Source organism: Candidatus Tiamatella incendiivivens (assembly GCA_015522635.1).
GTDB lineage: Archaea > Thermoproteota > Thermoprotei_A > Sulfolobales > Acidilobaceae > Tiamatella > Tiamatella incendiivivens.
This window is the reverse complement of record WALW01000027.1, coordinates 97,789-124,404: the sequence shown is the minus strand read 5'-3', so window position 1 is coordinate 124,404 and position 26,616 is coordinate 97,789. Positions and strand designations below refer to the sequence as shown.

Genomic DNA, 26,616 nt, shown 5'->3' with positions numbered 1-26,616 from the left:
ATGGAGAAATTCAGCAGTGTGGAAGAAATCGTAGAATTTCTTGTAGATAGGGATTGGAATAAAATAATAGATAATGTAATTGGGTTTGTTCGTTCAAGAATCTCTGAGTCAAAGGCTAATGGCGTAGTGGTTGGCTTAAGCGGAGGAGTAGATTCAGCGGCTTCATTTGCATTAGCAATAAAAGCCTTGGGAACCGGGCGGGTTAGAACACTCGTAATGCCTGATCAAAGGGTTACACCTAAGGAGGATATCAGTGATGCAATAGAACTCTCTAAAAAGTTTGGTGTTTCACCACATTTAATAGAAATATCTCCTATAGTTGATGTTTATACTTCAACTGTACCTGTCTATGAAGAGAGCGATGTTATGTCTGTTGGCAATCTAAGAGCACGCATCAGAATGAGCCTACTCTACTATTATGCTAATAAATATAATCTAATGGTACTTGGGACAGGTGATAGGAGCGAGATACTAATAGGCTATTTTACAAAATACGGTGACGGTGGAGTTGACATATTACCAATAGGATGCTTCTATAAATCACAGGTAAGAAAAATTGCTGAAGTACTCAGTGTGCCTAAGAGAATAGCTTATAAACCTAGTTCTCCAAGACTAGTTCCCGGCCATCTAGCAGAAAGAGAGTTGGGGATAACTTATGACATTGTTGACGCTATTTTACATCTATACTTTGATAGACACTTGAGTAAAGAAGAAACATGCTCAATAGAAGGCATTGAATGTAGTCATTTTGACAAGGTGCTTGAGCGATATGAAGCAACTCGCCATAAGCGTTCAATGCCACCTTCCCCAGGTATTGACATATGGTTCTAATTCTATTACTTGGTGCTCAAAGACATGGGTAACAGGAATTTTTCCAGGCAAGGCTGTGTAGAAATACCTCACCATATAACATCCATCTGGGTCCCCTATATAAGAGCAGATTACTCAAGAAGCGGATCAAAAGGCCTCGGCTTAATAGTTTCCCCCAAATTAAGGGCATGCTTGTTTAGACAAAAGATGTCATTCCCCTATAAACCTGCTGATGAATTACCTTTTATTAGAAAACAATATGGAAATAACATATAGGAGTCAAAACAACTTTGCCACCTGGCTATGGTTATGCTGTTAGCGCAGCGACATTCTTAGGGTACTTTTTGATTTCAGGTTTTCTATCAGGATCTAAAAGCTATCTTGATTCTCTCGAGGATGCACATATTGCCGAGATCCTTGAAAAAACCGGCTTAGGAGACGTTCTAGCAATCTCTTATGGAAAGGGAATAGCTTTTAGAGTGAAAGAGGGGTCCCCTTCTAAAGGTAAGGTCGAAGGTTTTTATATGCCTAATTCGATTAGTGTGTTATCGGTATATAAAGAAAGGATGCATACCAACAAGCTACTTAGCATGTATAGTTATAAAACTAGAAAACTTGCCTTGAAACTCTTAACGAGATTTAGTGAGCAACCGGGATTTGAAAAATTTTTGGAGGTTTCGGAGGAATTTACGTTCAAAGCTAGAATGCACTCTTTCTCGAGTGATGAGCTTTGTTCTATGAAATCAATCCCAGGTGTAGTTGGGAGTTATGCCAAAAAATCAGTTGCCGTGGTGTTCGTCGAAAAAGATAGGCTATTAGATGCTGTCAATAGAATAAAAGAATTACCTTCAGGAGCTAGGATTCTTAGACTGGAACCAGAGTATAATGGAATAATATTTACTGTGATCTAAGAGGATTATAGAGGTGTAATCTTTGACAGAAATCCCTCGATCTCACCCGAGATACGAGTCGTTATTGATAAGGGAGAAAATAATAGAAGGATATAAGAGAGGCATGGTTGCTCTTGCAGGATTAATAGCGCACGGTAGAGGAGAAGCTTTTGATTATATAATTGGTGAGAAAACCAGAGAGTTTGCTATAAGAGCCATAGAAGCAGGAGCTGCATTAATGCTTCTAGGACGAAGGACTGTTATTAGCGTTAACGGCAATACTGCAGTTCTCGTCCCCGAGTCACTAGTCGAATACTCGAGGCTAACAGGTATTCCGTTGGAAGTAAACTTGTTTTATCGGACAAGGGAAAGAGAAGAAGCCATCTACGATTGGCTAAAGGATCATGGAGCTCCAGAAGTGCTAGGGGTATATGATACAAAAACGAAGCTAGAAGGACTGGAAAGTTGGAGAAGAGTTGTAAGTGTTAAAGGAATATACTCAGCAGATGTAGTATTGGTTCCACTAGAAGATGGTGATAGAACTGAAGCGCTTAAGAAACTTGGTAAAAAAGTAGTTACCATAGATTTGAACCCGTTCTCTCGCACATCTCAATTTGCTGATATAACTATAGTCGACAATATATGTAGAGCGTTTCCTCTACTTATCAATTATACCAAGAAGCTAATGAATGAACCCAAACAGTATTTGGAGGAGATAGTTAGCAAGTATAATAATAGGAAAATACTATCAGAAGCGGTAGCGTTCATCAGGAATAGGCTCTCCACCCTTTCCGATTCCTTGCATCCCCTTGAATAGGGAACGTCGTCCAGCACTATTAACTGATCCTGACAGTTTGAAAGATACTGTTTCCGCTAAATCTAATATTTGACTAGAAACCTCTCGTTCTATGGATAGCTCCTCTTCATATTCTTCTGTTTCTTCGAGGAATTTGACTATAACAGGTAGAACATCGAAAACTACTGATCTGAATCTTCTTTTATCACTGTCTAATAGCCTCTTTTTTCTAGAAACCTTCTTAAGATACTCGAGGACACCTAGGGGATCTATGCTATAGAACTGTATTCTAAGTAACCGTACTCTAGGGTCATCATCGTATGCTCTATCCTCTACTATTCTTTTCAGTAAATTCAAATTAGTTACTTTCCACCAGTGCTGATTGGAGCTCTTATAAGAGGTTTCTATGAACCCAACTTCTCTCTCTAAAATTCGCAGAAGGGGGGAAGGGTTATAGTTTAAACCATAATTTACTAATCTCCTCTTGAGAGACTTGAAATTGAAATCACCTAGCTTAGTATCGCTACTTGGGTAAACTGCTTCTTCATATATGGCTTTAAGAATAATCTTCCCCCTTTCTCCGTATTCCGCTACAAAATCCTCGATATCCATCAACTAACTCTAGCACCCATTCTCTTTTCATAGGAAACCCTACAGGATTCTTTATAATCTTCGTTGTCTCTAATAACAGTAACTCGTTGAACTCTAAATCTAGAATTTCCAGTAATTCCTATGAACAAGAAACTACAATAATCACAGGGGTTTTACTGTGATTTGTTTAAATATCCAGTGTATTTATTGTAAAGCGGCTTTAGGAAGAAGAAAATTATCACTATAGACTGGAATAATACTTCGATTATAGCCCATATAAACCCTTTTTTCTTATAAACAACGATCACTCTATCCCAGTCCATTTTAACAACAACGTATGTTATAATAAGTGTTACAATTATTGTTGCTAGTATAATTTCAGGGGACATTATACTTGTTTCGCCTGTGAGGATTGAAAGTGACGAGCCAAAAGCTACTGACATACCAGTGATTACTGTTTTGCCTAAAGTGACAGCTATGAAGAATCGCAGTATGCTGTATCCAGTAACGCTTAGTGGAATGTAGAATACATCATCCGGTAGTGGGGTAGCTGCAAATAGCAGTAAGGCTAGAAAAATTCCCCTTTGGAACATGTCGGCAAATTTTGTTAACTGCTCCCTCTTCTCTGTTGATATGAGTTTTCTACCAGTTCTAATGAAGAAGAAAAGAATCGTTTTTCCTAAGCCAGCGCCTATTCCTCCTGCTAATCCTATAGCTATCTTGTCAATAGCATTGCCAGTGGAGGCTGCATATAATGATATTATTACAAGATATGGTACCGTAAGATAAGGAAGAATGTTACTGAGGAAGGCTACTATGAATATCCCTAAGATACCTAGGTTTTCCATGTTATGGAAGATACTTGAAATTGTACCTATATCCAAATGAAATATCCCCTTCGATCTATCACAATGAAAATAAGGGTATTTTAAAGCTATATTAGATAAGTTTGACTAGGTAATTGGGGATGACGAGGCTCGAAAGGGCTTAGCCGGAATAACTGGCTTTGATGACCCCGCGCAGGGCCGACCCGGTGTCTAAGATGAAATCAATTACATGCTTGAAGGATCCCTATGTTATAGAGTTACGGGATGAGCATGTTAGGCTGATTAGGGCTTCAGATATCCTTCTTATTCAGTTATCAGACGGTTTGAAGCCTTTCGCGTATAAGGTGATGGATTGTCTAAGGAAAATTAACTCGGATGTAAGGATAGTAGTTGAAATATCATCTATATATGGTGCATGTGATCTCCATCTAGAAACAATATCCGCACTAAACCCTAGCTTAATCATACATATAGGTCATAATAAGTATCCAAGCAATTTAGGCTCAGTTCTAGGTTTAGAGAAAGTACTAAGTAAAACAATTTTCATACCGGCGTATAGTACTCGCAGAATACCAAACTACACTATAGAAAACCTTGCTGGGATCCTCAGAGATATAGGTGCCAAAAAGGTATCCATAGTTGGGACCATACAACACGTCAAGGAGCTTCCAAGAACTGCTAGCCAACTTGTGAAAAAGGGGATAGACGCTGTAATTCCTGAACCTAGATTTAATGAAATGGAAAAAGGACAAATATTAGGTTGTGATTATTCTGCCATTAGTAGAATAGAAAACCTAGTTGATGCCCACGTTCTCATGTCGGGAGGTGATTTCCACTATATAGGTGCACTGCTTTCATCTTCTAAGCCTGTGATAAAGATTGACCCATATACTGGAGAAGTACTTTATGACAGATGGGCAAGGGATAAGATACTAAGGAGACGGTACTATAGAATCCTTCAGGCAATGAATGCTGATAGTTTTGGACTAATAATAGGATCAAAAACAGGGCAGTATAGACCATGGCTAATAAATGCTTTAAAGAATATCTTGGAGGATCGTGGGAAATCGTACAGGGAATTCATAATTGCAGATCTATCTAAAAATGCGCTATTGAACATAGATTCCACCTATATTGATGCATATATAGTTACATCTTGTCCTAGATTGCCCATAGACGACTTAAACGATTTTCATAAACCAGTTCTAACTCCTGGCGAGGCCACTATGGCTATAAAACAATGTTCTAACGAGTATAAATTCCCCTGGTTATAAGAGGGGTATTGTGGTTTGTTGTGTGGTTTGTTGTCATGTAGTCAAAAATCACTCGAGAACGCGTTCTACTATTCCAAGTATTTTTGCTTTGCCTCCCGTAGGAACGACTAATTGTTCGCCGCATGACAAGCATCTCACAGGGAATGTGGCGTGATCGAATATTATTTGCTTGTAACCACAGTTAGGGCATACTACTTGTATGAACCTGCTTTTGGGTTTTGGTATTAAAACCCTTCTTTTAGGAACGAAGGGCATTAGTCTCACCTCATCACATCTATTAGCTCTATTTTCTTAAGTCTAATACCTAGCCGGTATGTTGTATACCCACATTTCGTGCATCTTACCTTGAGTAGAACTTTCTTAGTTACCTTGGCGAACCGTTTCTGTTCCGGCTTCCTTTGGCTTCCATAACCTTCTTTCTTCCTCTTGTATCTTCTTTCTCCCTCAGACAACTTACGTCTCTTACCATGCTTGTAAATACTAACAGTATGAACAGTATGCGTGCCGCATTTTGGGCAATACGTTCTTATTTTCTTTGGAAACTTCATTCTACCACCCCATAGCCTAGAACAAAAAGGGTGTTATCCTTGAGCATTAAATATTTGCCCTTCACTAAGCTGAATATTAATTATACTAGATGTTACAGGCTCTACTAATCCTAAGGCTGTGAATGTAATAGAATCCGAAAACGACAGGAATGTATAGTCTCCCTCTAACAGCTGTATGTTCTCAGACGGATGATAGAAGCTTTTCTTGATTCTCACTACTACATTACCAGAATCCGTTACTAGATACCTTCCAGCAATATGGTATGCATAAACTTCGACTAGTCCTTTTATAAACGCAAACACTTTTTTATCAAGTCCCTCGTAATCTTCGAGGCAGTTTTTCCCGGATAAACCCATATCTCTAAGCCTTATACGAGAAATGAGTTCAGAGGAGCTTTCCAACTCCCTAACAAGCTCATTACAGAATTCATTGTTAGATCTATTTCCACAATATGACGACATCATATCCGTTATCTTTTTTACATGCTCCCTGCTCAGAGCCTCTATTACACCCATAGCAGCCTTGAATGGTCCTCCAGCAGGTAGACTAGACAATTAAATCACCTGAGTAAACTAGTCTTGCTAAACCTTTAAAAAGAAGGAACACACCAATGCTTCCCTCCACTTTATAAGCTATATTCTTGGAAAACACTAGCTTCTTCCCTCCGAAGAAAACTTCCATATTACAGAGTGGAGTTATTTTCAACGTCCCGTTAAAGGGAGAGAATTCGTCTAGATAGATTTCCATATTTGGGGTCTTTTTTATATCAGAGACTAAAAGCCCTGACTTACCATTTACAGAGCCAGGAATTCTAATCAATCTGGTAGTGTCAATCGTGACCTGGGCGTCTGTTTCAATGCTTGTGACTTGGATAATTTTTTCAAGGTTATTCCAGAAGTACTCCTCAAAACCATTATCTACTTGTCCTTTTTTATTTTTATATAAGTTTATAGCCCATCTTGCTAATCGTCCTCTCCACCCAGGTTCTTCGGGGGTTGGTATTTGACTTGTCAAACCTCTCCTCTTCGGGATAACAGTGTTTAAAGCTAAACCTGTGCCGTTTAAGTAGTCTGCTAATTCCCTTCGTTCATCTCCTTCCAGTAAAAGAACCCCCCGATCCCTGACTAGGACATGAAACCCTCTGTTTCCAGAAAAATGTATTTCGATATGTTTAAGGCCAAAATCTCTTTCCAGGATGATCTTTGCTTCATACGCTTTCAGAAACCCTGTTTCTAAACAGTTTTCCTTGAATAATTTTATATCCATGGAGGAGTCTTTACATGGGTTGTATATATCATTTTTGCACTCAGCTAGATGATCAACATCTATATCTAATTGAAGCTCTGCACCAGTCCAACCCTTCTCCTTCATGTTAGGAGCGTCTGGAATCTCATATATAGCGGAACTATAGAAGACAGAGTGTGGAAGCTTGGTTATAATCCACCTTATTAGTTCTTCTTTTGATCCGAATGATAGGTGTCGAATATATCTTTTTGCACTAAATAATTGAAAGGCAAATTCGCGTGACCTGAAGTTATATGGGAGGACTAAATCATCTCCTTTTGTCCTATAATATTTTGCAACAATAAATTCACGAGAGTCACGTGATAAGTGGCGAGACATAGAATGTCAGCCTTCCACCGCCAATATATTCTAGGTCTGCTTTTAACGGCGCATCTTCACTATAATGTATGGTAACAGACTCTGCAACTTTCGTGGCCTTAACCATGTTAGATAAATATACTACCGAATAGGAAGTAGTGTCCTCTGACTCTATCTCCAGTTCTATCAGGTTCTGTTTCTCTATAGAAAGCTCAACCTCTGCCTCCTCTATATCACCTAGTGAGGATAAGTATAGTTTGTTTTGTTTGGCAGTAAATGTAACAGAGCTTCCCGCGAGTTCTATGTCCTTGATTATATCGCTGAAAATACTGCCCATCATTTTCGCATGAACAGTAAATCCTACTTTCGGTTCAGGGAGTTTCTCATAGGGTAGTTGAATTTGAGGCAGTTTAAAGCTTCTAATACCTTTTCCCTGCAGTGTTATATAGATATGAGATTCATCGAAGTCCAGTTCTAGAACATCATTTTTTAATGCTCTCCTAAACATTTTTATTACATCTTCAAAGTTTACAGCTAGAGCAGTTTCATTCTCTATATTATAAAAACTAAAAGCCTCTTTAGGATAAAACAAGTCTACCATCATAATCTTTGAGGGATCAATTGCCCTCAATTTCAAGCCTTCTCCATCGAGTACAAATACACCTTCGGCTATAACTTTTTCTATAGACTCTATCATAAATCTCCATAGCCTTGCGTTCATAAACTGTAGTTTCGCCAAAAACACTACACCCCAATTATTCTAAAGTCTTTGTCTTGGATATATTATATTACTAACCATTGGTTTTACAATATGTTTCCAGCAATTCTTTTATAATATTCGAAGATCCTTTAGTTAACTCACTCAATGAAACAAGTCTAGGATACGAGGTAATAGTAGCAGGTGTTCTTGCAATGGCTTCCTCTAATATTTTATTAGCTTTGACTAGAGATTTATGTAGTGCCTCAATTTGTAAGCAGGTATCATTCATATTCACGCCAGGTATATCCACATTTCTTGCACCTGTAAAACCTAGTCATTGGTTCATCAGCAGATCTTGTTTGAACCATCCAGTAATAAACCTCATCTGATCCGCATTTTGGGCATCTAATAACTCCCTTTAAGAGAGATGCAGTAGGAGGCATATCGTCCTCGATGACAATAAGCTTATCTCTCGGACTGTGTTTAGTCTTGCTTTTAATGACTACTCTGTCTTTATTTGTAGCTTCTACTTTGTAGCCGCATTTTGGGCATATCCATACAGTTTTGCCACCCTCCTTTCTAGGAATCATTATAGATCCGCATTTAGGGCAAAACTTCACCATGAACCACCACCTCGGCCTTAACAGCTACTCTTTTGGCAAAAACGTTAATTACTATTAGTCTCTCGTTTTCGACAATTATATCATTACACCGAACCACTGGCACATCTAGATAACAGTTTTCATCGTTTTCCTCGCAGACATATCTGACTTGGTTTATGAAGCTGAACTCCATAATCCTAGAGCATAACGATTCTCGAGGAAGAATAACAGCATTATCTATTGTTAGTCCGCGGGATACTAGAATAGTGCAAATAGATTTTGCACATTTGACATGTAGAAACCTTGCTTCTCGTTTTATTTCTCTATCCCTCAAGGGCTTTACTATATTTTTCTTTAAACAATCGAAGATCATTTAATATAGATTTCACCGCCGTTTCGATTACTTGGGGAGAGCTGTTAGAACCGTCTGTTAGAACAGTAATTTCGGGAACACCAGTTAGTGGGTGGGGTACATTATAATATGCTCTTTCAACAGCCTTTACCCTTTTCAAGTAGCCTACTAGTAAGTTAGCAATAGTGTGATCTTCTCCTTTAAGCCTGAATATAAGTTTATTATTATCTTTCTCTACCACTTCGATTTCCATTTTTAATCACACACCCTCGGAGATTTACTGCTTGTTTGAGGCATTAAATATAGTTTGCATAATATCTTCCTCCAATCTTGAGATACGGAAATCTTATTCTCCTTTTCTATCAGATACCCATTAACATGTAGTTCACATAAAATATCGTTAATACCTTTTTCCGGGAAGATATATATTAGAACTGTCAAAAGAGATCTAGCAGGTTTAGTTAGGCTTTTCAGTTTGATTATTTCCCTATACTTTTCTGCTATATTGATTAGAATTTTATTTAATATCTCCAAAGGCGTATTCGTCTCAACCCCGTTCTTAGATTTATATGCCTGAAAACCCTCGATTTTTAATAGTTCTACTAAAGGATCTATAGGTAAAGCTGATCCGGCAAGACGACTTATTTCGGTGGTTGAATATTGTTTTAAGTTTTCATCTATCTTTTTAGTATATTGAAATAAAATGTTTCTAATAGAATGAATCACTTCCTTTCTCAGGTAGTCATTGGTATGGAATTCTATTCGTAGAAGACTTTTATCGTACTTAATCGAAGTAAACTTTGTCTTTGAACTACTCAGTATTTTATCTATGAGTTCTGACTCACTAAGTCCTATTCCTTTTGGAATCTTGACGTATAGAACTGTTTTCTTCATTTTATCTTGAGGCAACTCGCATCACGCATATGAAACCTATTTATAAGATAGCTAGCTTGAAATACAAATTGTACTAGTATATGTAGAAGCTGAGTATTCGCTTCATTTTATGGTAAATTTTATCTCTATTCTTAATTAGTGCAACCTTTTTCTTAACTGTTCTTCCACAATTCGGACATTTCATTGTTCTTTCATTAACGATGTCTAGAGGAGTATTGCATTCTGGGCATAATGAATGAACAACTCCATGCATCAGTTTTTTTGTTGATAGCTGGAAGGGGTTTCGCGAGCCAGTCACTTGAGCAATAATGATATCTCCAATATAGAAGTAATCATGTACATCCTTTACATACTCATGTGCTACTAAATTGATAGGAATTAATCCTGTAAGTGTACCTGAGAATTCTTCGACAATAATTGTTCTCCCAGACAGAATTACTTTACCATAAACATCTAGTATAACCATATCAGGCTTTATTGTGGTCACAACACCAATAACCGTATCTCCTGGTCTTGGAAACTTAGCTTTCCTAGCAGGTATAACATTGGCTGTCCTCTTAACCATATCGTAAAAAGCTTTTCCAGTATACATACTCCTCAGATATCCGTTTCCATTCTCATAGATACCTTCTCCCTCTAGATATTCTTCAACTACTCCGAGTTCATCCCCTGGTGTTACAATGCTTTTCAATATTAGCACCTCCCACTAATGCAACTAGACTGCTTTACTGTACCAGCTTGTTTTTTCGCGTTATACCTGTAAGAAACATACCTATCCTCAGGCGAAAACCTTGGAGGATGCGGTACGTAGAGTTCTCCTCCACATACTGGGCACATATCTCTTCTAAGTGTGTATCTGCCACATTTTCTACATCGTCTGAGAAGCCATTTCAATGCTAGTCACCATCGCTCCAGTTATTTTTCTTTTATTCTGGTGAAACTGAACTCAAACTCTAGTTTCTTTGCCTCCTTCTCTGCTTTCTTTAAAGCTTTAGATAATGCAACTTCAAGGATCTTGTAATCGTATCCTATTAAATCTATTCTATATTTAGGTGCTCCTATAGTGAAAACTTTGACGTTGACTGATTCATCTTTTCTTGAAACATACCTAATTATATTAGTGAGTAATTTCTTTATTCTCTCTACTCCTTCTGGTGCTAATGATCTAATCTCAAACATGCCCGAAATCTTCACTTGCTTTACTTCCACATGCTTCACAGCTGTTTCGTATAAGGGTTTGATCCAGTGTTCAGGGATGCCTGCCTGTTTGAGTGCTTCAGGGCCTTCAATGACAGTATATTCTAGAGCGGTCATGAGATCACCGTAATGGTTTTCTAGTGGCCAGATAACTTCTTGGTAAGCATTATTGATACTGGCCCCTATTTTTTCGGCTACCATAGTTACTAAGGTGGTAGCTTTTACCCTTCTCTTGAATTGCATCATTTTTCTTCTTTTCTCACCTTCCATAACTTTCTTTAAACTAACATCAACCTGCATTTTCTTTCTATTAACACGGATAACCTTCACAACAATCTTGTCTCCTACATGGTATAGATTGTTGAAGTTTCTCATCAGTCTAGCTCCAATCTCGCTCCAAGGCAGAAATGCGGGTAAATTATCATATTCATCGAGCTTTAGGTATGCTCCATAATCTTTGATATTCGTTATTGTACCTATGACTAATTCTCCTACTGAAGGTAATGGATTCCTTGGTTTTAACGGCATCACACTGCACCCTGCTTAGAAGAACAGTCTGTTAATGCTAAATAACTTATGTTGTCTCAGTAGGGGACGTCTTTAAGTTTGAGGTCATATGCTATTCTATTTGTTCCAACATGTAGGATGAAAATAGTTAAGTAAATTAGTAAGAGAGCATAGAAATTCATTTCTACCCTAATTAAATAGTAAAATATCGTGGCACATAAAGCAAAATCTAACTGATCAACAAATAACAGAGGCTCTCCTCTCTCATAGCCTATTCTTCTTTTAAAGAATGATCCTGTGATGTCACCTAGCATTGCCCCTAAACCGCCTAAGAATCCTACGTATAAAAATTTGCAATTAAATGCAACTAATGCTTCTAATAAACCGAAAACCAATCCTGCCAGCACTCCCACAAGGAATCCTTCAATTGTTTTACCATCACCAAAAATTCTCTTTCCATCAATGAATTCTCTACCCATATCAAGAGGAGTTCTACCCTTAAATACAACAGGGGCCCCGTTTGCAACCATGGCTGGTAAAAAAATTACCAGCAAGTCGATGTACTCTCTTATTAGTCCAGAAACGTCCATAACATCCCCCCATCCTTTGTGAATGTCACTAATAGTTTCCGAGGTTTTCGACTACTCGTATAGAGGCTTTCAACTTTAAACTCTTTTCCACCCGGCTCTTTTCCGATTCTGCAAATACAGTCACTGTAAAATGAAGCGTATTTGAATGCGGAAACACGGTCTGGCTGTTCACTAGTTTCGATAGTGCCTACTGAAGCATATTTATCAGCATGATATCTAAGTAATGCAAGCTGAAACACTGTTAGCCTAGATACTGCTGGTTCAAGGGGGTTCTCTCTGTAAAAGTAAGTTAGATCGACAAGAATTACAAGAGTCTGTTTCCTCAAGTTTTCGAGTAATTTTATAGTTTGTTCATGTATATCTAGCACCTTGTAGAGGGACACACCTTTTATTCTTTCCTTGAATTTATAGGATGGTGGTGCTATTATGGTAACCTTCGTACCAGTATAAATGTAGTGTAATGCTATGTTTTCTATAAAGTCTACTAGAACGGATTTTTTATCCGTGAAAAATATGGGAAAAGTGAATTCTCCAAATAATGGATAGATATTATTATCTTTTAAAACCTACGACCCCTCCTACGGTTTTTTCTGAGGGTCATCTCCAGATCTACTTCGTTATCTAGAACCATGATTTTCTTTTTGATCTCCTCTAGTATGTTGTCTGTTAGTGATTTTTTATCTAAAGATAATTCTTTTGTGTAGCTCTCAATAATATCTAAGCCGTGACCGGTCAGTTTGACTTTCTTGGTTCGCGGCTCTGCTTCTACTAGATCAACATACATTAATGCAACTAAATCATCTTTAAGTTGTTTGCTATTCGGATGCCCACCTACTACAAAGAAATTATATCCTAGATTGAGGCCTTTCTCTTGAACTTCATGAACTAAATGGTAGATTGTTTTTTCATTTAGCTCCTTGAACTTAGATAGTAAATATAATAGGTTCATTAATCTCTCGTTTTTAAGCACTTGATCTAGCGTTATTACTTTGAATGTAACCAATTTGAAGTCTTTGGTTCCCTTCGAAGGCGACTGTGACATTTTTACACCCCTACTTCTATCTAAATGTTTAATTATACTATTGTTTATATAAAGAAGCTTTAGTAGGTAAATGTAATCACTAGAAGGGGATATGATAGTTGAAAGCAAGGCTGGTTATGTTAAGAATGGCAATAGGCTTGGGTTTAATCCTAATAATTATATCCAATACTATCCTGGTCGTACAAGCCTATCCTAGTAACAAGGCAAGTAGGACGGGCTGGTTTATAGCACCCGCGGTTAAGGATCACGAAGGTGAACTGGTGAACATATCAGTTACTGTAAAAAAAGGAGTTGGGAACGTAGATGTCCAAGCAGGTGGTAGCGTATCATCCTCTACTAAGACTAGTAGCGAACTAGCATTCTATATAGCCTGTACAGCTGCTGGTGTTGATTGGAGGAGTCTGGATGCCATAATTCAGTTTCATACAACAGATTCTGTTGAGGGGCCTAGTGCTAGTTTTGGTATAGCTCTAACAACATATCTTCTATTGAAGGGTTTCAATGTAAGCTTGGACCACGTAATTACGGGTGCAATAAGCCCTGACTTTTCTTCTGTTCCTATAGGGGGAGTAGAAATTAAACTCAAAGCAGCAGAGGCATCTGGTTATAAATTATTTCTTCCACTCGCTAACATAGGTGACGTTAATCGAACTAGTAGAAGCAAAGTAGTCTTTATTACTGGCATATTTAATGCATCAAGAATGCTCGGATATGATCCAAATACAACGTTAGGACTACAGTTAAGTAACATTAACAAATCGATTCCCAACGAATATGAAGTTCAAACAGTGAAGGACGCTGTTAATATGATTAGTATGGCTTATAGAAATCTTACAGTAATACCTAGAAATTTTACAAGTAAACACAGTGAGCTTTATCGTAATACAATGTTGCTGATTGAGGAAACCAACAAAACTATACATAATAACGCTATATACCCCTACTCTGCAGCAAGCCTTGCATTCAGAGCACTTGTGAATGCAACGGCATTTTATGAATTTTATCTTCTGTCAACTAATACGAGTACTATATCCGAAGAATTAAGTCAGCTAAAAGAATCCATGACTAGCCTTGGTGGATTGCTTAGGGAAATAAACGGCAATACCTTATGGGAGTTTGAGTTAAAATCGGTTGCTGCATCAAGGCTTGCAGAAGCTAATACTACCTTTCTGCAATTAATGGAATCATACTCCTCTATGGACAGATTGACTCAATCATGGAATTTAGGCTATCTCAAAGCAAGAATTACAAGTGTCTCTCATTGGGTCAAGTTAGCTACATTACTAGGCAATGAACCGCCTCTCATATCTAAGAGCAATGTTCATAAGGCATTGAAATCATATATAGAATATGCTCAGATCACTCTGAACTACCAGCTATCACTAATAAAGGAATCTAAGTTAAGCGATGAGTTGAAAAACCAACTACTCAAAAACCTAGATAGAGATAAAGAACTTCTTAGTTTATCACAGAAATATTGGTATAGTGGAAATGATACTATAGCATTCGGCTTAGCTATGGAAGTTATGGCTGATTCATTGTCAAGGTTCACTGGTATGATAGACACTGCTCTAGCAGAAGGTCTCCAATATCTACAAGGAATAAGAAGTTATACGCAGGAGCTAGAGAATACAGCCAGTCTCCTAGAAATGAGAGCCTTAGCATCCGGGTATCCCTCTATTCTTACTATGGATTATATAGAATATGGAAAACAGCTTACTATAATGGGTGATCTCGAAACAGCTCAGGGAATCACTTCATACGGAGTATCATCTGCTATATTCTGGATACTAGTATCTCACTCTACACAACTCTTACAACAGACTAATGAGACTCTAATTAGTAGCTATCAACGTCCAGAGTATAATGTGCAAACAATCTACCTAGTCTCCATGGTATTTCTAGGAGTTTCTATAGGATATCTCCTAGCAATCTACTCTTATAGAAAAGCATTACAGAACGTGAAATAATGCATCAACCTACATGAAGTCGAATAATGTCTTTCTTTCTTTATACGGTTCAGCTAAATCTCGGATAAGACTCGCAATAACTTCCTTAAAATCTTCTTCTAGGAAAGATTGAACTTCTCTTTTATAGAAAGCTGATGCAGGATGAAATGTTGCGATAAGTTTAACAGGAATTCCTTCAACTATAACCGAATATACTTTACCGTGAGAGCGATACATTCCACCCCATTTAAGACGGGCTAGGTGGAATATCGTGTATCCAGCGAAGCGACCTAAACACACAATTATCTTAGGTTCTATAATCCTAATTTGCCTCCTCAAGTAAGGCAGACAAGAAGAGATCTCCTCGGGGCTGGGATCTCTATTATTTGGCGGGCGGCATTTCACTACATTAGTTATGTAAACCTCATCACGTTTTAGGCTGGCTAAGCTTAGTAAATAGTCTAAAAGCTCGCCGGCTTTGCCCACAAAAGGTCTTCCTTGTGTATCTTCATTTCTACCTGGAGCTTCACCAATAAACATTACCTTAGCATTAAGAGGGCCTTCCCCTGGTACAGGATTGGTTCTATACTTATACAGGGGGCATTTGGTACAGTTTTTAATTTCATTAATGATTTTAACTATTTCACTAGTTTTTTCATTTTCAGGGTTTTTCAAGCCATATCACCCGTGAGCTTAGTAGGTAGTTTGCAGCAAAACCCAATAATATACCTATAAACTGTCCCAAGACAGGGTGTATCCCAAGATACTCTGTTGTCAATAGCATTGTTAAGAATGTTGTTATTGCAGAAACCGAGGATGATAGGTGATAAAATAAAAGCCTTGCAAGGAACCCATACTTCTTTTCTTCTCTTCCCTGGAAAGTAAAACTATCATTCAGGAGGAAATTACTTATTATACTTGCTTCTATACCTGCAAGGCTGGATAACTCCTTAGACAACCCATAGTATAAGAAAAACCACATTATACCAAGGTTAACTAGTACGCCCGAGGCACCTACAGCTGCAAATTTTAGGGGTTCTGACACGTTGAAAATATGAACCAAAAAGTTGACTAGGGTGTTTGTGCTTATTTTGCTTTCTCCAGCCAGTCTATTTTTAAAGATATACGGTATCTCTGTAATTTTTATATCCCTATGTCTTCCTAAGATCTCTAAAAGGATCTTGTATCCTCTCGGGTTTAACCGGTCGATATCTATAGATGATTTTCTAACAATGAAGTAACCTGACATATTATCTCTCACGCCTCGGGCTCCTCTAACTAGCATCCTAGCTATAAGGCATCCAGCTTTGCTAGCCAGTAGCCTGATTACACTCCATCCTTCTACTCCTCCTCCACGAATATACCGCGAGGCGACAACGATATCATATCCTTCTAAGGCTGTCTGGTAAAGTTCGGGAATCAATTCTGGAGGATGCTGGAAATCTGCATCCATAACTATTACATATTTTCTTGTTGCTTGCTTCAACCCTTCTTTTACAGCGGTAGCTAGGCCCTTTTCGTTAGTTCTGACTATGAGTTTAATTCTATTGTCCTCATTAGATAACTCTTTAACTATATCTGATGTTCCATCAGGGCTGTTATCGTCTACAATAATTATTTCAAAATCCTTGCAACTATAATCTTCAAGTACTTCTATTATCCTAGGTAGAAGTAATTTTATATTCTCTTTCTCATTATATGTAGGTATAACTACAGATAAGTTACAGTTAGATTTTTCTGTCAATATTATTTCAACCAATTACTAGGATTCTTTGGGTTCTTCCTCGGGTTCCTCTGCAGTGGAAGTTTTGCCAAGAAGTTTATCCTGTATCTCTACGGGTAAATCATCAATGTCTATGATGGAATAAGTTATGGGAGCACTACTCCTTTTAGGGCCTGTCACCAAGTATTTATCTGGATCGTCATCTGCTTTGTTTTTGAAAACTCTTGCTTTTACATACCCATCTTCTCTAATTTTTATGTAGATATACTTCCCCTGTTTTCCTCCCATTATATCATCACCTGATCCACAAAGGATACCAATATATTGTATAAAAAGGATTATGATTGGATAACAAGGTAACATTGATTTCCTTACTATGGCAATTATGCTTTTACTCGGTGAAGGTCTATGGTTGAGATAAAAATAGAGAAGCCTGTTTCGAGATTACAGAGAATCAGTATACACAGTCACATAAGGGGTTTAGGGCTTGAAGAGAATGGGAAGGCTGTTAAAGTAAAAGACGGGCTTGTAGGCCAAGCAAAGGCGAGAGAAGCGGCTGGTATAGTAGTAGAAATGGTTAAGGAAGGTAGAATGACAGGTAGAGGAGTACTATTCATAGGCCCCTCCGGCACTGGTAAAACTGCAATTGCAATAGGTATAGCTAGAGAATTGGGGGAAGACACACCTTTTGTAGGTATCAGCGGATCAGAAATTTATAGCAGTGAAATAAAGAAAACGGAATTCCTAATGCAGGCAATAAGGAGAGCTATAGGTGTCAGGATAAGGGAAACAAGAAAAGTCTATGAGGGAGCCGTCAAGGAAATATCTTATCAATACGAGAAGAATCCATTTATGCCATATGCTCAGATTCCTGTGGGAGCGGTAGTCGCTTTAGAAACTGAGGACGACGAAGCTAAACTCAGAGTTCCCGAGGAGGTAGCTCAACAGTTACTTCGGGTTAGTGTGAAAGAGGGGGATTATATAGAAATAGACGAGGAAACAGGGCATGTTAGAAGGCTGGGAAGGGTACAGTCAAAGTCAAAGGAGGACTACGATATAGGCGGTCCAAGACTCGTTGAAATGCCTAAAGGTTCTGTTAAAAAGGTTAAGGAAACCGTACATACTGTGACTTTAAACGACTTGGACGTAATAGCGGTAATGCAAAGAGCAGCATATACTAGCTTCTTTGGTTTTCTTGAAGCAGAAAAAGAAGTTAGCCCTGAAGTAAGGAAAAATGTTGATGAACAGGTTAAGAAAATGGTTGAGAGCGGACAGGCAGAAATAGTTCCAGGCGTTTTATTCGTTGATGATGCTCATATGCTAGATTTAGAAGCGTTTAGTTTCCTCACAAGGGCTATTGAAGGGGAACTAGCCCCAATACTAATATTAGCTACAAATAGAGGTCTCACTAAAATAAGAGGAACAGATATAGAAGCTCCTCATGGAATTCCTCTTGATCTCCTTGACAGGCTCTTGATAATTCCAACAGAGCCGTACTCTAGGAAGGATGTAAGAGAGATTATCAAAATACGGTCTGATGAGGAAGGTATACCTCTAACCGATGAAGCCCTTGAATTACTAACTAGAATAGGAGTAGAGAAAAGTCTGAGATATGCAGTCCAACTAATGGAGCCAGCTAGAATATTAGCTAAGAGGGAGAACAGGGTCAAAGTAGAACCAATTGATGTAGAAAAAGCGGCTGGGTTATTTGCAGATACTAGCATAAGCCTAGAACTCACTGAAAAATACTCAGAGAAGCTCTTGAAATAATAGGAGTATATTTTTAAAGCATCCAAACTTTAACCTAACAGACTGGTTGGGCCCGTAGCTCAGCCAGGTAGAGCGGCGGGCTCTTAACCCGTAGACCAGTAGGTCGGGTTAGCCCTCTGGGCGGAGGTCCCGGGTTCGAATCCCGGCGGGCCCGCCACATCACCCGCCGCCCACAAGGCTCCTAACTTTTCATCACCCATGCTTGGACGGCAATCACTTTACTTTTCGATTAATCAATAAGTCAAGGGGGAGGAATATGAATTTAAATAACGTGTTTATAATTCCAAGGGGAAAGAAAGCTCTAATCTATGACACGATTCTAATGATAGCAGATGTCCATTTAGGATATGAAAGCGAAGCTGAGGAAGAAGGTGTTTATCTCCCTAGAGTTCAATTAAAGGAGGCTCTTAAGGATATCAAAGAAGTTATTGAGGAATATAGTTTAAACCAAATTGTCATAGCCGGAGATCTGAAACATAAGTTTGAAGCCTTGACTTGGCAAGAGAGAGTCGAGATCGAAGAATTTGTTAAAACAATAAGAGACTATGGTGTCGAAGGCATTGTTCTCGTTCGTGGTAATCACGATACGTTCATTAAGAGGTTACTTACTAATCTTGGCATAAAAACAGTTGACGGGGTATACGAAATAGAAGACTCTATAGCTGTTGTACATGGGCACGTTTTCCCTGGCGAAAAGGTAATAAGCCATTATAAATATTTAGTTATGGGTCATGAGCATCCTGTTGCTGTCATCAGGCTTGGTGGAATGGTTGCAGCCAGATTCCCTGCATTCCTGTTTATGCCTCTAAGTTGTTGTGATACGAAAGTGATCGTACTACCTGCTTTCGGCGTGTATCAGTCAGGTAATCCTGTTTCCTTGAATAATGACGCATATCTTTCACCAATAATAAGAAAGTTCGGTATACCAGATCGTGCTAGGCTTTTCATATCTGATTCTGGTATGACTCTAGAAATGCCTGAAATGAGATATATAAAGGAGTATATTGTAGCTTAAAGAAATTCCTCTTCTTCAAACTCGTATTCTCTAATACAACCTCTTTCCTTAAGTGTCTGGAAGACCTTTTCAACAGCCCGGTATACTTCTTCTTCTCGCTTTGCTCCAGTAATTACCATTCTACCACTACTGAATATCAGGAGTACAACATAGGGATCCTTCATCCTATATATTAATCCTGGGAACTGTTCCGGTTCATACATGGTATTCTCTATGAGAAGCGCAGTCTTCTCTAAGTCTACTTCTACACCTAGGTTTGCAGATGCAACTATGTTTTGAACCTGAATTCTTGGCCTCCCATGAAGCGGTATTCCACGTTCTTTAAGGTTCTTCATTATTATCTTTACAGCATTCACAAGCTGATTGACGCTTTTGGCACCTGTTACAACCATTTTACCTGACTTGAATATTAATGCAGTGACTTTGGGTACATGTAGTCTATAAATAAGCCCTGGGAATCTATCAGGGTTGTACTCTACATCTTCTATTTTTGACTCTATCTGCTGTAGATCAAGTTCGTGTTCGAGTATAACAGTAGCAACTATATTTTCGATTTGAACTTGAGGCTCGAATTCCGCTTCTCCCACGCCAATACACCAACTCTAACTAAAATACGCTTCCTATTTAAAAAAGACTATTAAAATCTCTTATCTCTAGTATAATAAGTTGGGGATGAAGAGGCGGGCAGCCTGTAATGTTAAAAATGAAGACAACCAACTCACTCAGACCCTTTTACTAACTAGTTTGGCTAAGTAGCCTCTCAGAGTGGTGTTCTGAATATAAAGTAGCTCTAGAACTCTATATTCATTCTTCCTCTTATTCCCAGTTATATTAGCATGGAATTCATTGTTATCTAGGGTTAATTCGAGATTTAACCATTTCATACTTAATATTCTAAAACTGTTTTCTGGATCCAGTTTTAGAACATCTTTAACATAGTAAATTGCATTAAAGAGTTCTGCATCACGTTTATTCACTTTTGCCCTGGGAGTTTTCTTACCAAACCCTATGATTACTGCCAGAACATATCTGAGTGTTTCCTTGAAAGAGGGAAACGAAACCACTTGTTCACTATAGTTTTTGTATAGGTTAGATATCTCTTTAACTAAAAGCTGCAGGTATGATGAACTATCATATACTGGTTTAAGAGGCTGGGATTGTGGTAGGGGCTTGTTAGTAAAGCCTAAATCCTTTGTATAAATAAGAGTAAAGAGTTTAGGAGAGTTGTTTAAGTAAGATATGAAATGGTTTTCCCCATAGATTCTAGTTCTATCTGATTCCAACTCATAGAAGGGAGTAGCTATTGTTATTTCCATGTAGGCAATCACCTTTTCATCTATAAGTATTCTATATTGTGATGTATTCTTTGCACGTAGATTTAATAAGACCTCTATTCATAAAACAAACAAAGGAATCCCTGGCAGTGCTTTAGAATGGTATGCTCGATTAACGGTGAGAGGCATTGCGCTGGTTAGTGATTAAAGTAGTTAATCTATTAATAGTATTGGTGGCGGTGACCTTTATAGTTGCTGCTATGACATCAGGTCCTATGGCTCAAATACAAATTAACCAGTATAAACAGTCATTGCAACAACAGGTAAAAAACCAGTTAGGATTAACTCCGCAAGAAAGAATGGAGTGGGTTAATGAAAGACTGCAAACATACGTAGAATCTCAAGGACTAAATAAACCATGGTATATTTTATCGCTAAAGTATACTGTAGACCTGCTTAAATTTACAGACCTAAACTCGACAACATTAACATCCATGTATTGGCATCAAGGAAGTAGAAAAGTGCTATATATAATAGGGGAAAGAATACCATTTTCTATACTTCTATTTACTACATCCTCTATTCTAACACTACTATTTGCATTACCACTAGCGTTATATGCAGCTAGAAGCCCTGGCGGGAAGATAGATAACACTGTTATAACTTGGAGTGTATTTGGTGTTAGCATGCCTTGGTGGTGGCTTGCAATGGTATTCATATACTTATTTGCCTATAAATGGCATGTATTTGCCGGGCCAGGTGCTCAAACGGACTGGACGAATATCGTTGATGTATTAAGAAGAATGGCTTTACCTGTCATAACAGTAACAATTTTAAGCATAGGGGATTCAGCATTCAGAATGCGCAACATACTTCTTGACACATTTAATGAAGATTTCGTTACAGTAGCCCGAGCTAAGGGCGTCCCTGAGCATGATGTGTTAATGAAGCACGTCTTACGGGCAGCTGCACCCCCGATAGTTACCATAGTACTTTTCAGCCTTGTTCTCAGCGTAGTAAATGGAGCCATAATCACAGAACTGGTGTTCAATTGGTTCGGTATGGGGCGATTATATTGGGATGCAATAGAAAGTAATGATGTGCCAGTACTTGTAGAGCTCACATATATTACAACATTACTTTACCTTTTGACAAGGTTCGCCCTTGACATTCTATATACCTATTTAGATCCTAGGGTGAAAAGAGCATAGGTGATGGAAAATGCCTAAACTAAAGCACTGGAGGGAATCATTTTCTATGAATGCTCGGATAATATGGATGAGTTTCTCAGGAAAAACAGGCGTTATTTTACTTATACTATTTCTAATAATGGCCGGGTACGTTGTAGCATTTTACTATCCTACTATTACAACAGAGTATGCCCAGGGAGTAACAGCGTTATGGCCTTATAAATATCCCGTAAATGCTCCTCCTTGCTGGTCGGTTTCAAGCAAGTTTAATCAAAAGATTGATGTTCATTATGGCGATCTCAATAAAACGGGGATAAAGAAAACTTTGATTACAGTACAAGGATTATTTGGACCAACGAAAATCGCGGGGTATAAGACGGAATACTCCTATAAATTTAACTATAAATCTAATGCATTTCCGAGTGATGTTCTTGTATCAACCGCTGTTAGAGTAGGTGCAAACGTTTCATTTGTAAAGCTATACTACACACTTGATCGGCCTGACGGATCTAGGGTAACTTTTTATAATTCGACGCTTCAAACTGGTAAAGTAACTGCTTTATATGGTGCGCTTGAAAGAAAAGGAAACAGTATAAAGGTCTTACCGTTAGGATTAACATATATTTCCCAAAGCAATACAATATATCCGTTTCTAATGGGAAGCCTGCAAAAACTATACGCGAATACCTCTATTGTAGTAAACCCGATAATAAACAATGAACTCCTATTCGCCAGTGTTGTGAACGGAAGTAAAGGAGAAACGCTTACACCACTGAAAGGAGATTATACCATTAATATAACCGCTGTTTTCCTTACAGAAAAAGGAGTATCCCCAACTAGTAACAGCGGTTCGGTTAACTTAACTTCATTTGAATGGAAATTCATGCCAAATTGCTATGGTTTATTTGGTACTGATAATCAGGCAAGACCAGTAGGTTTAGGCCTTCTACTAGGTGTTCCTTTTGCCTTCGTAATAGGATTCACTGTAACATTCGTCTCAACCTTCGTGGGAGCTATCTATGGAACATTAGCTGGTTTCTGGAAGGATATGAGGGGAGAAGCTTTGATGAGGGTAGCGGACATAGTTAATTCTCTTCCATTCCTACCCATACTAATAGTACTTTCCTACATATTCCGTCAATCTATAACATTAATGGTACTAGCAGGATTAATGATAATATTGTTCTGGGCTGGACCTGTAATAGTTATAAGAAGTGCAGCTCTACAAATAAGCGAGCAATTATATGTAGAAGCTGCACGTGCTTCTGGGGCAGGTGCGTCAAGAATAATATTTAGACATATATTTCCTCAGGTACTTCCATATACTATAGCAATAGCAGTTCTAAGCATCCCGGGAATAATAGTTACCGAAGCAGGCTTAGCATTACTAGGATTCGGTGATCCAACTGCTCCTACGTGGGGTAAGATGCTTCAAAACGCCTATGGTTCTCAGGCAATACTAAATGGTTGGTGGTGGACTTATTTATTCCCAGGTTTGGCGCTAGTCGTATTCTCAGCGACTTTTCTGCTATTGGGAAGAGCTATAGAACCCATAGTTGCTCCTAAGCTACAAAAATAATCCGTGTTTCTCAAACATTTATTTGTGAACCATTATTCATATTCTTATCCCACTATATGTTGAGAATAATTTTAAATAGAGCTAGTCATTAATACAAGAACTAGACCACTAAACATTTAATATGTTAGAGGTGAGTCTAATAGTGAAAAAGTATTTCTCGATACTGTTAATAGTCATTATGTTACTACCACTCATTCCGCTATACCAAGCAAACGCTCAACAAGGTGTTCTTGTCAATAAGATAACGATCGAGAAGATAGTTGATGACGCAACAGCAGTTCAATCACTTCAAAATGGTGAAACCCAAGGCAGGTTGTTTGGAATAAGGAGTGCTGAAACAGCTCAAACCCTTAAGACGAAAGGATTTACTGTTATGGCACCACTCGCGGGTTTAACAGATATTCTAGTAAACCCAGCGAACGAGTGTAGCAATGGCATGTTTAACCTGTTCGCTGATAGGGAGGCAAGATTTGCACTTGAATTCCTGATACCAAGGGAACAAATTGTAACCAATATATACAAGGGATACGCGTTACCGATAGTTAATTCTTATACTCCACTTGACCCTGATTATCCTCATTTAATATCTACCAACACAAAGTGGATGAGTATAGTTGAGGCTAAAGGGAAATCCTACGGCCTTCACCTTCTCGCTGACGCCCTAAAGAGAGACGGTGCCGTTCTCCAAAACGGTAAGTGGTATAAGGATGGGAAGCCAGTTACTGTAAACTTCGTCATTAGAACTGAAGACGAGCGTAGGAATATTGGTGATATGCTTGCTAACGTTCTAGAACAGGAAGCCAATCTTACGGTTAACAGGATGTACAAGGACTTCAGTGCTGCTTTCCAAATAGTCTATTCAGGAAACCCAGGCGACTGTCAGTGGAGCTTATACACTGAAGGATGGGGCATAACAGGTATGACAAAGTACAACTATGGTGATGCGGTATACTTCTATAGTAGCATATGGGGCGGTATGCCGGGATGGTTAGAAAGCGGATACTGGAACTATCAGAATGCTACAATAGATAAAATAGCAACTGCATTAGACAATGGTGAATATAATTCATCAGCTCAGTTCTACCAGATGATCAACAAGATATTAGATCTAGGATTCCAGGAATCCGTACGTATATGGGTAGCTGCGACTAGAGACTTCTATATTGCAGCACCGGGTCTAACAGGCTTTATAACCAGCCCCAAGGCATGGCCCTGGAATACATACACTTACCTTAACCTCCATTACACGACAGATATTGTGAAGTTAAGTGACAGGTATGTATATAAATCCGGTTGGGGATGGAACCCTGTGGCCGGATGGCAGGACATGTATAGCCAATCAGTATATCAGGCAGTTATATGGCCTGAAGTAACCAGTAGGATAACGGATGGTGCCACGGGTTGGAGCCCTGCTAACACTGCAACATGGAGCGTACAGAAAGGCAACCCTACATTACAAGTTCCAGGCAACGCTTTGATCTATGATTATAAAGCTCATCAGTGGAAGCATGTGAGTGACGAGGGAACGCTATATGCTAAGGATGCTATAACTTATAACTTCAAGTTGCTAGGTAAGCTGAAGTTCCATGATGGAACTACAGAAACGATTGCTGATTTACTGGCTCCTATATACGTTATAGAGGAATACAGCCATGATACTAGTACTAATACAACAAAAGATAATAGAGCAGAAACATCACTACTAGGATATTACTATACGTTCCTTACTAACTTTGTAGCCATAAAGGTCATAAACAGTACTGCAGTGACGGTATACTCTAACTACACATCGGTTGATGACGGTCTAACAGCACAAACTATGAATCCATGGTCAGCATTCCCACTGGAACTTTATGCTGCAATGGATCAGGCTACAAGGAACCACCAGCTAGTTTATACTATGGAGGCCTCTGGTAGTACAGGATTACCACAAGTTCACTTAATCTCGACAGACCAGGATAAGATGATGATAAACTATATTAATAACACAATAAACACTCCACCGGACTGGGTTCAACAACTTATAAACTTAGGTGTGCTCTCGCTAAGCGACTGGCAGGCACGTGTACATAATCTAATAAGCTTCTATAATGAGTACCGTAACCTTGTGATAGGAAACGGTCCCTTCAAACTGACAAGCTATGATAATATTAATGATGTAGCTACTTTAGAGAGAATACAAGACTTCCCAGTTCAACCCAGCCTTGTAGCAGCAGAGCTTTCACCAAGGAGTCTATCTATGAATGTAAAGACTGTTGATATAGCTTACAACACGAAGGGGACTCCGATAGCTTTAATTGATGCTACTGTTAACGGTAATCCTGCAACCCAGCAGAATTCAATGGTTTATGTCCTTCTCATTGATTTAAGCAACTACAAGTCAGCATTCCTAGATGTTATTCAAGTAAAGCCTGGGGAATTTAAAGTGCAACTGCCGTCTAACTTACCAGAAGGTCAGTATTCGATGGCTATTCTAGCATACCCTGTCGGCTACAGTATACCAGCTACTTTCCAGAAAGTACTAACATTACAGGCTCCTCCTCAGACCTCAACAAGTACTACGACGACATCATCAACAACTACGACCACGAGTACAACAAGCACTACTAGCACAAGTACTACGACGACATCATCAACAACTACGACCACGAGTACAACAACGAGCTCTGCAACATCTACATCGCCCACACAAACAACAACTACCCAGAAGAAGAGCAATGCAGCACTATGGGCTAGTGTGATAATCATTATCATCATAATAATAGCGGCAGCTTGGTATGCTATGAGAAAGTAATGACTATAAAAATATTCTCCCATTTTTATGTTTTCTTTTTTTGAAATTAATAGCTGCAAAGTTGATATTCGTATGGGTATTAGTAGAATTTGATTTTAT

Annotated in this window: 33 protein-coding genes and 1 tRNA gene; 11 read left to right on the top strand and 23 right to left on the bottom strand. The window is 38.6% G+C overall.

Translation table 11 applies throughout. The features are described 5' to 3' along the window. The 3 genes from F7B60_07390 to F7B60_07380 all read left to right on the top strand — a co-directional run bounded on the left by F7B60_07390 (window position 1) and on the right by F7B60_07380 (window position 2,517). Window positions 1–831, top strand: coding sequence for an NAD+ synthase (locus tag F7B60_07390; GenBank protein ID MCE4615332.1), 831 nt, complete (start codon window positions 1–3; stop codon window positions 829–831). Window positions 832–1,100: 269 nt separating this feature from the next. Next, window positions 1,101–1,721, top strand: coding sequence for a hypothetical protein (locus tag F7B60_07385; protein MCE4615331.1), 621 nt, complete (start codon window positions 1,101–1,103; stop codon window positions 1,719–1,721). A 22-nt stretch (window positions 1,722–1,743) separates the two neighbouring features. Further along, on the top strand, window positions 1,744–2,517 hold the full coding sequence (locus tag F7B60_07380) for a phosphopantothenate/pantothenate synthetase (protein ID MCE4615330.1): 774 nt from the start codon (window positions 1,744–1,746) through the stop codon (window positions 2,515–2,517). On the opposite strand, the gene F7B60_07375 is transcribed toward F7B60_07380, so the two are convergent. Both F7B60_07375 and F7B60_07370 read right to left on the bottom strand, forming a co-directional pair. After that, complete coding sequence (locus tag F7B60_07375) at window positions 2,449–3,111, bottom strand: hypothetical protein (protein ID MCE4615329.1); 663 nt, start codon at window positions 3,109–3,111, stop codon at window positions 2,449–2,451. The two genes, F7B60_07380 and F7B60_07375, sit on opposite strands and share 69 nt — an antisense overlap. A 149-nt stretch (window positions 3,112–3,260) precedes the next feature. Beyond that, window positions 3,261–3,971 (bottom strand): VTT domain-containing protein, encoded by a 711-nt coding sequence (locus F7B60_07370; protein ID MCE4615328.1) that lies wholly within the window; start codon window positions 3,969–3,971, stop codon window positions 3,261–3,263. 158 nt (window positions 3,972–4,129) lie between these two features. Between F7B60_07370 and dph2 the strand changes: the two genes are divergently transcribed. Beyond that, window positions 4,130–5,188, top strand: coding sequence for a diphthamide biosynthesis enzyme Dph2 (gene dph2, locus F7B60_07365; protein MCE4615327.1), 1,059 nt, complete (start codon window positions 4,130–4,132; stop codon window positions 5,186–5,188). A 48-nt stretch (window positions 5,189–5,236) separates the two neighbouring features. Here the strand turns inward: dph2 and F7B60_07360 are convergent, their stop codons facing one another. The 16 genes from F7B60_07360 to F7B60_07285 form a co-directional block, all read right to left on the bottom strand. After that, window positions 5,237–5,443: a 30S ribosomal protein S27e gene (locus tag F7B60_07360; protein MCE4615326.1), complete on the bottom strand. Its 207-nt coding sequence runs from the start codon at window positions 5,441–5,443 to the stop codon at window positions 5,237–5,239. 5 nt (window positions 5,444–5,448) lie between these two features. After that, entirely contained in the window at window positions 5,449–5,736 is a 288-nt protein-coding gene (locus F7B60_07355) for a 50S ribosomal protein L44e (protein ID MCE4615325.1), read from the bottom strand. A 33-nt stretch (window positions 5,737–5,769) separates the two neighbouring features. Beyond that, window positions 5,770–6,291, bottom strand: a complete 522-nt coding sequence (locus F7B60_07350; protein ID MCE4615324.1) for a hypothetical protein — start codon at window positions 6,289–6,291, stop codon at window positions 5,770–5,772. Then, a complete protein-coding gene (locus F7B60_07345) occupies window positions 6,284–7,360 on the bottom strand; it encodes a hypothetical protein (protein ID MCE4615323.1) in 1,077 nt (358 codons plus the stop codon). Before F7B60_07345 ends, F7B60_07350 begins: the two co-directional genes overlap by 8 nt. Further along, on the bottom strand, window positions 7,338–8,078 hold the full coding sequence (gene pcn, locus F7B60_07340) for a proliferating cell nuclear antigen (pcna) (protein MCE4615322.1): 741 nt from the start codon (window positions 8,076–8,078) through the stop codon (window positions 7,338–7,340). Before pcn ends, F7B60_07345 begins: the two co-directional genes overlap by 23 nt. A 52-nt stretch (window positions 8,079–8,130) precedes the next feature. Then, window positions 8,131–8,349: a hypothetical protein gene (locus F7B60_07335; protein ID MCE4615321.1), complete on the bottom strand. Its 219-nt coding sequence runs from the start codon at window positions 8,347–8,349 to the stop codon at window positions 8,131–8,133. Next, window positions 8,321–8,662 carry a transcription factor S gene (locus F7B60_07330; GenBank protein MCE4615320.1) on the bottom strand — a complete coding sequence of 114 codons (342 nt, stop codon included), beginning with the start codon at window positions 8,660–8,662 and terminating at the stop codon, window positions 8,321–8,323. The genes F7B60_07335 and F7B60_07330 overlap by 29 nt, the downstream gene beginning before the upstream one ends. Beyond that, window positions 8,643–8,975, bottom strand: coding sequence for a hypothetical protein (locus F7B60_07325; protein ID MCE4615319.1), 333 nt, complete (start codon window positions 8,973–8,975; stop codon window positions 8,643–8,645). The genes F7B60_07330 and F7B60_07325 overlap by 20 nt, the downstream gene beginning before the upstream one ends. Then, the gene (locus tag F7B60_07320) at window positions 8,965–9,246 is read right to left on the bottom strand and encodes a DNA-directed RNA polymerase subunit L (protein MCE4615318.1); all 282 of its coding nucleotides are present in this window, start codon (window positions 9,244–9,246) and stop codon (window positions 8,965–8,967) included. Before F7B60_07320 ends, F7B60_07325 begins: the two co-directional genes overlap by 11 nt. 2 nt (window positions 9,247–9,248) lie before the next feature. After that, the gene (locus F7B60_07315; GenBank protein MCE4615317.1) at window positions 9,249–9,902 is read right to left on the bottom strand and encodes a DUF2067 domain-containing protein; all 654 of its coding nucleotides are present in this window, start codon (window positions 9,900–9,902) and stop codon (window positions 9,249–9,251) included. A gap of 58 nt (window positions 9,903–9,960) precedes the next feature. After that, window positions 9,961–10,578, bottom strand: a complete 618-nt coding sequence (locus F7B60_07310) for an exosome complex RNA-binding protein Csl4 (GenBank protein ID MCE4615316.1) — start codon at window positions 10,576–10,578, stop codon at window positions 9,961–9,963. 2 nt (window positions 10,579–10,580) lie between these two features. Further along, window positions 10,581–10,781, bottom strand: a complete 201-nt coding sequence (locus F7B60_07305) for an RNA-protein complex protein Nop10 (GenBank protein ID MCE4615315.1) — start codon at window positions 10,779–10,781, stop codon at window positions 10,581–10,583. A 21-nt stretch (window positions 10,782–10,802) separates the two neighbouring features. Then, window positions 10,803–11,612, bottom strand: a complete 810-nt coding sequence (locus F7B60_07300; GenBank protein MCE4615314.1) for a translation initiation factor IF-2 subunit alpha — start codon at window positions 11,610–11,612, stop codon at window positions 10,803–10,805. A 56-nt stretch (window positions 11,613–11,668) separates the two neighbouring features. Further along, a complete protein-coding gene (locus F7B60_07295; protein MCE4615313.1) occupies window positions 11,669–12,181 on the bottom strand; it encodes a CDP-2,3-bis-(O-geranylgeranyl)-sn-glycerol synthase in 513 nt (170 codons plus the stop codon). Beyond that, window positions 12,163–12,549 carry a hypothetical protein gene (locus tag F7B60_07290; GenBank protein ID MCE4615312.1) on the bottom strand — a complete coding sequence of 129 codons (387 nt, stop codon included), beginning with the start codon at window positions 12,547–12,549 and terminating at the stop codon, window positions 12,163–12,165. The genes F7B60_07295 and F7B60_07290 overlap by 19 nt, the downstream gene beginning before the upstream one ends. A 191-nt stretch (window positions 12,550–12,740) precedes the next feature. Further along, window positions 12,741–13,223 (bottom strand): hypothetical protein, encoded by a 483-nt coding sequence (locus F7B60_07285; protein ID MCE4615311.1) that lies wholly within the window; start codon window positions 13,221–13,223, stop codon window positions 12,741–12,743. A gap of 98 nt (window positions 13,224–13,321) precedes the next feature. On the opposite strand from F7B60_07285, the gene F7B60_07280 reads away from it, so the two are divergent. Further along, window positions 13,322–15,193 (top strand): hypothetical protein, encoded by a 1,872-nt coding sequence (locus F7B60_07280; GenBank protein MCE4615310.1) that lies wholly within the window; start codon window positions 13,322–13,324, stop codon window positions 15,191–15,193. 9 nt (window positions 15,194–15,202) lie between these two features. Here F7B60_07280 and F7B60_07275 read toward each other — a convergent pair whose 3' ends face one another. Genes F7B60_07275 through F7B60_07265 form a run of 3 tightly spaced genes read right to left on the bottom strand, consistent with a single transcriptional unit; the run spans window position 15,203 to window position 17,183 of the window. Next, window positions 15,203–15,847 (bottom strand): uracil-DNA glycosylase, encoded by a 645-nt coding sequence (locus F7B60_07275; protein MCE4615309.1) that lies wholly within the window; start codon window positions 15,845–15,847, stop codon window positions 15,203–15,205. Further along, complete coding sequence (locus tag F7B60_07270) at window positions 15,834–16,916, bottom strand: glycosyltransferase family 2 protein (protein MCE4615308.1); 1,083 nt, start codon at window positions 16,914–16,916, stop codon at window positions 15,834–15,836. Before F7B60_07270 ends, F7B60_07275 begins: the two co-directional genes overlap by 14 nt. An 18-nt stretch (window positions 16,917–16,934) precedes the next feature. After that, window positions 16,935–17,183 carry a DUF5622 domain-containing protein gene (locus F7B60_07265; GenBank protein MCE4615307.1) on the bottom strand — a complete coding sequence of 83 codons (249 nt, stop codon included), beginning with the start codon at window positions 17,181–17,183 and terminating at the stop codon, window positions 16,935–16,937. Window positions 17,184–17,303: 120 nt separating this feature from the next. Here F7B60_07265 and F7B60_07260 point away from each other — a divergent pair, with 120 nt between their 5' ends. The 3 genes from F7B60_07260 (at window position 17,304) to F7B60_07250 (ending at window position 19,680) form a co-directional block, all read left to right on the top strand. Further along, window positions 17,304–18,665, top strand: coding sequence for a RuvB-like domain-containing protein (locus F7B60_07260; protein ID MCE4615306.1), 1,362 nt, complete (start codon window positions 17,304–17,306; stop codon window positions 18,663–18,665). 48 nt (window positions 18,666–18,713) lie between these two features. Next, window positions 18,714–18,822, top strand: a tRNA-Lys gene (locus F7B60_07255). Window positions 18,823–18,921: 99 nt separating this feature from the next. Beyond that, on the top strand, window positions 18,922–19,680 hold the full coding sequence (locus F7B60_07250) for a metallophosphoesterase (protein ID MCE4615305.1): 759 nt from the start codon (window positions 18,922–18,924) through the stop codon (window positions 19,678–19,680). Here the strand turns inward: F7B60_07250 and F7B60_07245 are convergent. Beyond that, window positions 19,677–20,267: a TATA-box-binding protein gene (locus tag F7B60_07245; GenBank protein MCE4615304.1), complete on the bottom strand. Its 591-nt coding sequence runs from the start codon at window positions 20,265–20,267 to the stop codon at window positions 19,677–19,679. The genes F7B60_07250 and F7B60_07245 overlap by 4 nt on opposite strands. Before the next feature lie 135 nt (window positions 20,268–20,402). Next, window positions 20,403–20,996, bottom strand: coding sequence for a hypothetical protein (locus F7B60_07240; protein ID MCE4615303.1), 594 nt, complete (start codon window positions 20,994–20,996; stop codon window positions 20,403–20,405). Window positions 20,997–21,142: 146 nt separating this feature from the next. On the opposite strand from F7B60_07240, the gene F7B60_07235 reads away from it, so the two are divergent. The 3 genes from F7B60_07235 (at window position 21,143) to F7B60_07225 (ending at window position 26,517) form a co-directional block, all read left to right on the top strand. Continuing rightward, entirely contained in the window at window positions 21,143–22,165 is a 1,023-nt protein-coding gene (locus F7B60_07235; GenBank protein ID MCE4615302.1) for an ABC transporter permease, read from the top strand. A gap of 10 nt (window positions 22,166–22,175) precedes the next feature. Continuing rightward, window positions 22,176–23,723 (top strand): ABC transporter permease, encoded by a 1,548-nt coding sequence (locus F7B60_07230; protein MCE4615301.1) that lies wholly within the window; start codon window positions 22,176–22,178, stop codon window positions 23,721–23,723. A 142-nt stretch (window positions 23,724–23,865) separates the two neighbouring features. Beyond that, on the top strand, window positions 23,866–26,517 hold the full coding sequence (locus tag F7B60_07225; GenBank protein ID MCE4615300.1) for an ABC transporter substrate-binding protein: 2,652 nt from the start codon (window positions 23,866–23,868) through the stop codon (window positions 26,515–26,517). Window positions 26,518–26,616 lie beyond the last annotated feature (99 nt).